At 77.0% G+C, this 6,486-nt stretch carries 5 protein-coding genes; 2 read left to right on the top strand and 3 right to left on the bottom strand.

Translation table 11 applies throughout. From position 1 onward, the window contains the following. On the bottom strand, positions 1-2,173 hold a 2,173-nt coding region (locus ACRYR9_RS14245; protein WP_432496734.1), incomplete at its 3' end, for a hypothetical protein. 146 nt (positions 2,174-2,319) lie between these two features. On the opposite strand from ACRYR9_RS14245, the gene ACRYR9_RS14240 reads away from it, so the two are divergent. Together ACRYR9_RS14240 and ACRYR9_RS14235 are read left to right on the top strand one after the other, a co-directional pair. Continuing rightward, positions 2,320-3,777, top strand: a complete 1,458-nt coding sequence (locus tag ACRYR9_RS14240) for an alanine/glycine:cation symporter family protein (protein ID WP_432496736.1) — start codon at positions 2,320-2,322, stop codon at positions 3,775-3,777. Between the two features lie 137 nt (positions 3,778-3,914). Then, positions 3,915-4,325: a VOC family protein gene (locus ACRYR9_RS14235; protein ID WP_432496738.1), complete on the top strand. Its 411-nt coding sequence runs from the start codon at positions 3,915-3,917 to the stop codon at positions 4,323-4,325. 72 nt (positions 4,326-4,397) lie between these two features. Here the strand turns inward: ACRYR9_RS14235 and ACRYR9_RS14230 are convergent, their stop codons facing one another. Beyond that, a complete protein-coding gene (locus tag ACRYR9_RS14230) occupies positions 4,398-5,672 on the bottom strand; it encodes an FAD-dependent oxidoreductase (RefSeq protein WP_432496741.1) in 1,275 nt (424 codons plus the stop codon). Next, positions 5,673-6,413 carry a class I SAM-dependent methyltransferase gene (locus ACRYR9_RS14225; protein WP_432496744.1) on the bottom strand — a complete coding sequence of 247 codons (741 nt, stop codon included), beginning with the start codon at positions 6,411-6,413 and terminating at the stop codon, positions 5,673-5,675. It abuts the gene before it with no gap. Between the last annotated feature and the right edge of the window lie 73 nt (positions 6,414-6,486).

The following is a 6,486-nucleotide window of genomic DNA, read 5'->3' as shown; positions in this document are numbered from 1 at the left end:
GCTCGGCTTCTTCTCGAGCGGCGCGCTCGGCTTCTTCTCGAGCGGCGCGCTCGGCTTCTTCTCGAGCGGCGCGCTCGGCTTCTTCTCGAGCGGCGCGCTCGGCTTCTTCTCGAGCGGCGCGCTCGGCCTCCTCCACACCCCGCAGCGCCTCCACGACCCGCTGCACCTCGCCGCGCGGGTCGCGGAACCACGCACCGCTCCACACCCGGTGCGGCACCAGCCCGGCGTCCTGCAGCTGCTCGGCGCGGGCCACCTCGCGGTCGCGCACCGTCGGCAGCGCGTGGTGCGCGACCCCGTCCAGGTCCACGGCCAGCACCGGCTCCCCCGCCTGCGCGGACGAGGCGACCAGCAGGTCCACGGGGTACCCGGCGACCTCGCGCCCGGTGGTCACGACCAGGCCGGCGGCGCGCAGGGACGCGGCGACGGCCTCGCGCACCGCGGTGCCGGCCGCGTGCTCGGGCGCGGCCGGCCACCCGGCCCCCTGGACGGGCAGCAGCGCGGCCAGGGCGCTCCAGGCCGACCCGTCCCCCGTGCCGGCGCCGGCGGCTTCCCCCACGGCGACCACCTGCCGCGCCCGCCGGGCCAGCGCCAGCACGTCCTCGGCCGCGCGACGGTGCGCGCCGTCGACGACGAGGACGTCGAACTCCTCCCCCTCCAGCGCGTCACCGCCGGGCAGGTGTCCGCCGGTGACGCGGCAACGGGGGGCGCTGCTGTCGGCGAGCGCCTCGCGCAGGCGCCGCGCGCCGGCCAGCGAGCGGCGCAGGTCCAGTGCGCGGAACTCGGCGGCGAGCTCGCCGGGGCGGTCGGCGGCCGCGTCGAGGTCGGCCAGCGCCGCGTCGGCCCGGGCCCGCAACCAGGTGGCCCGCACCAGCAGGGCCACGTCCTGCGTCGACGCCCCCGCGGGGACCGCCTCCGCCAGTTCTTGCAGGCCCTGGTCGGCCAGCTGCCGGCGCTGGTGGGCGTCGTGCGCGGCGTCGCGCTCCTGGGCGGCCCGGGTGGCCAGGTCGCCCAGCTGCGCGAGCTCCAGCTCGGCGGGCTCCGGCAGCGGGGGCAGGGCTGCGGCGGCGGCGGCGAGCAGGCGGCGCACCTCGGTGAGCTGCCGGGCGAGCTCGGCCCGGGTGGGCCAGGTGCGCAGCGGGCCGGCGGCGTGCTGGGCCCACGCCGCGCGCAGGTCCGTCAGCTCCTCGACGTCGCGCAGGCCGAAGCGGCCGTCGTGGCGCAGCGCGGCCAGCCGCTTGACCTCGCGGCGGCGGGTGCGTTCCTCGGCGCTGAGGAAGGAGCGCTGCTGCTGCGTGAGGACGGCGCGCACCTGGTCCAGGTCGGCGGTCAGGGCCAGCGGGAGGTAGGTGCGCTGGGCGGTCTCGACGCGTTCCAGGAGGGCCAGGGCCCGCTCGGCGTCGCCGAGGGTGCGCAGGGGTCGCCAGGACAGCTCGGCGTCCAGCCGGCCGGTGCCGGCGGTGAGCGCCTCGAGGGCGGCGGGCAGGGGGTCCAGGGCGCCGAGCAGATCCTCCGCCTGCTCGGCGGACCCAGCGGGCGGCTGCTCGGGGTGTCCGGTGCGCGCGGCGGCGAGCAGGGCGGCGACCTCGGTGCGGCGCTGCTCGCCCCAGGCGGCCGCCGCGGGCAGCAGCGGGGGGTGCAGGTGGCCGGTGCGCAGCCCACCGAGCTCGGCGAGGGCCTCGAAGGGGGTGGGGCCGCCGTCGCCGGGGCGGGTGTGCAGGGCGCTGGTGCGGCGGTGCAGGAGGGCGGCCAGCTCCTGCCGGCGGGGCTCGTCCTGGCCCGGGTCCGGCACCTGCGCGGGCGGTGCGGTGTCCTCGTCGGCGAGGAGGCCGGCCAGGCCCAGCCCGGCGAGCTCGGCGCGCACCGCGGCCGTGCCGGCGGGGTCGGCCAGGTGCAGGACCCGCCGGCCGTCGGCGGCGAGCGCGACGAGCAGCTCGGCGACGAGGGCGCCGGCGCCGGTCGGGGCGTCCACCAGGACCGGCGCGCCGCTGAGCGCGGCGGCGACGGCGCGGCGGTGCGCGGACGTCGCCGCGGGCACCAGCGGCTCGCCGGGGTCGCCGGGCGGGGTGGCGGGTGGGGTGCTCGCCCGCTCGCGCAGCCCCCGCGCGGCGTCGCCGTCCCCGGCCAGGGCGGCCAGCAGGTCGGTGTGCAGCTCAGGACGTCGCTCGGTGCTCACGGGGGCAACGTACCGACCGCGGGGGCGCGGGGCGCGGCTCGAGCCGCCGGGGCGCGCGGACCGGCGGGGGGTGGACATACTGAGCCACCCCGGTCAGGGCCGGGAGGCGCGACGCCCGCGCAGCACCCCGATCCGCGGAGGCACGGATGGACTGGATCCAGGAGAGCCTGATCGACCCCGTGTCGAACGTGTTGTGGACGTACGTGCTGGTGTACGTGCTGCTCGGGGTGGGGATCTACTTCGGGGTCCGGACCCGGTTCGTCCAGGTCCGGCTCTTCGGGCGCATGCTGCGCCAGGTCACCTCCTCGCGCAGCGGCGCGGAGGGGGGCATCTCCTCCTTCCAGGCGTTCGCCATCGGCCTGGCCTCGCGGGTCGGCACCGGCAACATCGCCGGCGTGGCGATCGCGCTGACCCTGGGCGGGCCGGGGGCCGTCTTCTGGATGTGGGTGGTGGCCCTGATCGGGATGGCCACCGCCCTGGTCGAGGCCACCCTCGCGCAGGTCTTCAAGGTCCCCGACGCGGACGGGAGCTTCCGCGGCGGTCCCGCCTTCTACATCGAGCGGGGCCTGAGGTCGCGCGCCGGTGGCGTGCTCTTCGCCGTCCTGCTGATCTTCACGTTCGGGTTCTCGTTCAACATGGTGCAGGCCAACACGATCAGCGCCGTGCTCTCCGAGGGCCACGGCGTGGCCACCGGCTGGACCGCGCTGGTGCTGATGGTCCTGACCGCGCTGGTGGTCTTCGGCGGTGTGCGCCGCATCGCCCGCGTCACCGAGGTCGTGGTGCCCTTCATGGCCCTGGCGTACGTCCTGCTCGCCCTGGTGATCGTCGCCATGAACATCACCGCGCTGGGGAACGTGCTGAGCCAGATCGTCTCCGCCGCCTTCGGCGTGGGCGAGGCGGCGGCCGGCATCACCGGCGGGATCGCCGCGGCGCTGCTCAACGGCGCGAAGCGCGGCCTGTTCTCCAACGAGGCCGGGATGGGCAGCGCACCGAACGCCGCCGCCACGGCCACCACGAGCCACCCCGTCAAGCAGGGTCTGGTGCAGTCCCTCGGGGTCTTCGTCGACACCATCGTGATCTGCTCGGCGACGGCGTTCATCATCCTCTCGGCCGGTCCGCGGGTGTACGAGCCGGGTGCCGACGTGGAGGGCGCCTCCCTCACCCAGACCGCCGTCGCGGACCAGCTCGGCAGCGCGCTGACGCCGGTGATGACCCTGCTCGTGTTCGTCTTCGCCTTCTCCTCGGTGCTGGGCAACTACGCGTACGCCGAGGTGAACATGTCCTTCCTGCGGGCGCGGCCGGTGACCCTGTTCGTCTTCCGGGTGCTCGTGGTGGCGGTCGTCGGCGCCGGCGCGGTGCTGGAACTGGTGGCCGTGTGGGCACTGGCCGACGTCGCGATGGGCCTGATGGCGCTGGTGAACCTCGTGGCGATCGTGCTGCTGGGCAAGTGGGCGCTGGGGACGCTGCGGGACTACGAGCGCCAGGTGCGCGCGGGGCGCGACCCGGTGTTCCGCGCCGTCGGGAACCCGGACCTGCCCGGCGACCTGCCGGAGAGCGTGTGGACCGGCGAGCACGCGCACGGCGGAGTGAGCGCCGGGCGCTGAGTGCGAGGATCCCGCGATCACGTGGTGGCTCCGCACCCGAGCACCGATGAGTTCCGCGGCGACGGCAGGTCGAAGGGGGGTCGGCCCGGACCCGCCGGGCGGCGCGCGTCACCCCGGCCCGTCCCCAGGAGGTTCCCGTGGCCACCAGCCTCAGCCCCTACGTCTGCCTGCCCGGCACTGCTCGCCAGGCGCTGGCGTTCTACCGCTCCGTGCTCGGTGGGCAGGTGAGCATCTCCACCTTCGGCGAGTTCGGCGGCGCCGGGGGCGCCGACCCCGACGGCGTCATGCACGGCCAGCTCGACACCCCGTCCGGCTTCACGCTCATGGTCTCCGACGCCATGCCCGGGATGTCCTCGGCCACCGGCGGCAACATCGCCCTGTGCCTGTTCGGCGACGACCTGGAGCAGCTGCGCGGGTTCTTCGACGGCCTCGCCGAGGGCGGGCGGGTCACGACCCCGCTGGAGGTGCAGGTGTGGGGCGACCCGTACGGCGCTCTCACCGACCGGTTCGGGGTCGACTGGATGGTCAACGCCTCCACTCCCGCCTGAGCGGGCTCGGCGACGGCCGGTGCCGATCCCGGGAGCGGTGGCCCAGCCGCGAGGAACCGCAGCTGGCGATCGTCACCCGGGTGGAGCGGACCCGCCACCGGTCGCGTCACCCCGTGCCCAGCGCATCGTGAACGCGCGGGCGGTGCGGTGCCGCAGGGGGGTTCCGAGGAGCACCCGGACGAGCACCGCGCGACCGGACCCGCCCGCCCCGGCGAGCGGCCTGCCGAGCACGGTGTTCAGCTCGGCGCGGCGGGCTCCCGACCGCGCCGCACGGGCCCGCGCGCGCTCGAACCGCCGGAACCCGGGGGTCGACCGCAGGTCCGCGGCTCCCCCGGCACCGTGCCGCAGGAGACCCACCAGCAGGGGCGCCAGGGCCTGCGCGTCGAGCCAGCCGAGGGTCATCCCCTGGCCCCCGATCGGGCTGATCTCGTGGGCGGCGTCGCCGATGAGCACGCACCGCCCCAGGACCAGCCGCCGGGCCAGCCGCCGGCGCACGGTGAACGTGCTGACCATGGTGCTGGAAGCCGGGTCGAGGAGCTCACCGGTGCGCTCGGCCACGAGCGCCGCGAGCACGCCGGCGCGGGGTTCGGCCGGGACCCGCCCGGTGTGCACGACCCAGCGGCGCACTCCCCCCGGCAGCGGGAACGACTCCACCACGCCGGCCGGTTCCAGGTGGATCGCGGCATCGGTGCCGTCGGTGGTGGTGTCGGCGACGTCGCCCATGAGGTAGGTGTCGGGGTAGGGGCGGGTGTCCACGCCGATCCCGCTCAGCGCCCGCACGCGGCTGCGCGCGCCGTCGGCGCCCACGACGACGCGTGCCCGCCAGGTGCGCACGACCGTTGGCGCGGAACCGGGTTCGGCGCCGGCGGCGGGAGCCGTTCCCGCGAGGTGGTCCACGGCGCGGACGTGGACGGACCCACCCCGCTCGTGGACGTCGACGACCTCCTGCCCGCGGTGCAGCGCGCCGGGTGCCAGTTCGGCCAGCCGGGCGGCCAGCAGGGCCTCGGTGCGGTGCTGCGGCAGCGTGAGCACGAACGGGGTGCGCGGCCAGGCGCGGTCGAACCCGAGCTCGCCCAGGTGCCGCCCGCGGCTGCGCGCGACGCCGCGCTCGACCCGCACGCCCTGCGCGAGAGCCGCGTCCACCAGCCCGAGGTCCTCCAGCACGGCCAGGGCAGGCGGGTGCAGGCCGATCGCGCGCGAGTGGGTGCTCGGGGTGCTGCGGCGTTCCAGGACCGCCACGTCCACGCCGCTGCGGGCGAGCAGCGCGCCCAGGACCAGCCCGACGGATCCGCCACCGACCACGAGGACGTCGCACGACCGCACGTCGTCGGCGCCCGGCGGTTCCACTCAGGCACCGGCCCCGTCGTCCGAGGACCCGCCAGCTCGAGCCCGCGGGGGTTCGTGCACGAGCAGGTTCCGGCCCGGCCAGGGACGTTCCACGCGCCAGCCGGGCGGGACCGCCGCGCGCAGCTCGGCTGCGGTGCGGCTGCGCCGGATGGACGTCAGCCCGTCCGCGCGGATGAACGACCCCGGGGCGAGCGGCAGGGCCCCGGCGGAGAACAGCGCGTACGCCCACCGGCTGCGGGCGATGTCGCTGTGCAGGACCCGCAGGCGCGCCAGCCGCTGCGAGTCCACCAGCAGCGCGGCGAGCTCCGCGTCGCCCAGGTGGTGCAGCAGGTGGTTGGAGAGCACCACGTCGAAGCGGCGCCCCTCGGCGACGAGGTCCGCGCTGAACGCCCGGCGGAAGCTCACCCCGGGCACGGCGGGCCGGCCGGTCGCCCAGGCGTGCGCCCGCGCGTCGGGGTCGATGCCCAGCACGCGCAGGCGGTACCCGTCGCGCCGGGCCCACCGCGCCAGGGCCCGCGCCACGTCCCCTCCCCCGCACCCCACGTCCAGCACGTCGGCCGGACGGTCCCGGCGCAGCAGGGGCCGCACGTGCCGCAGGTACGTCACCCGCCAGCCGGCGACGAGCGCGTTGACGACCCCGAACCGCGCGTAGGTGCGCGCCAGGACGGCCGGGTCGCAGTCCGGGGCGTCCATCCGCTCGGTGGCGAGGACGTCGCGCCGGGCGAGGGCGGGGAGGATCATCGGGACCAGGGTGCCCCCTGCACGGTGCCGCGGCCCGTCGACGGCGCGCTCCCCCGCCCACCGTCCCGTGGAC

Origin of the sequence: Kineococcus auxinigenes, from assembly GCF_050871525.1 — a bacterium.
Classification (GTDB): Bacteria; Actinomycetota; Actinomycetes; order Actinomycetales; family Kineococcaceae; genus Kineococcus.
The sequence above is the reverse complement of the archived record's forward strand: the minus strand, read 5'-3'. Positions and strand labels throughout refer to the sequence as shown.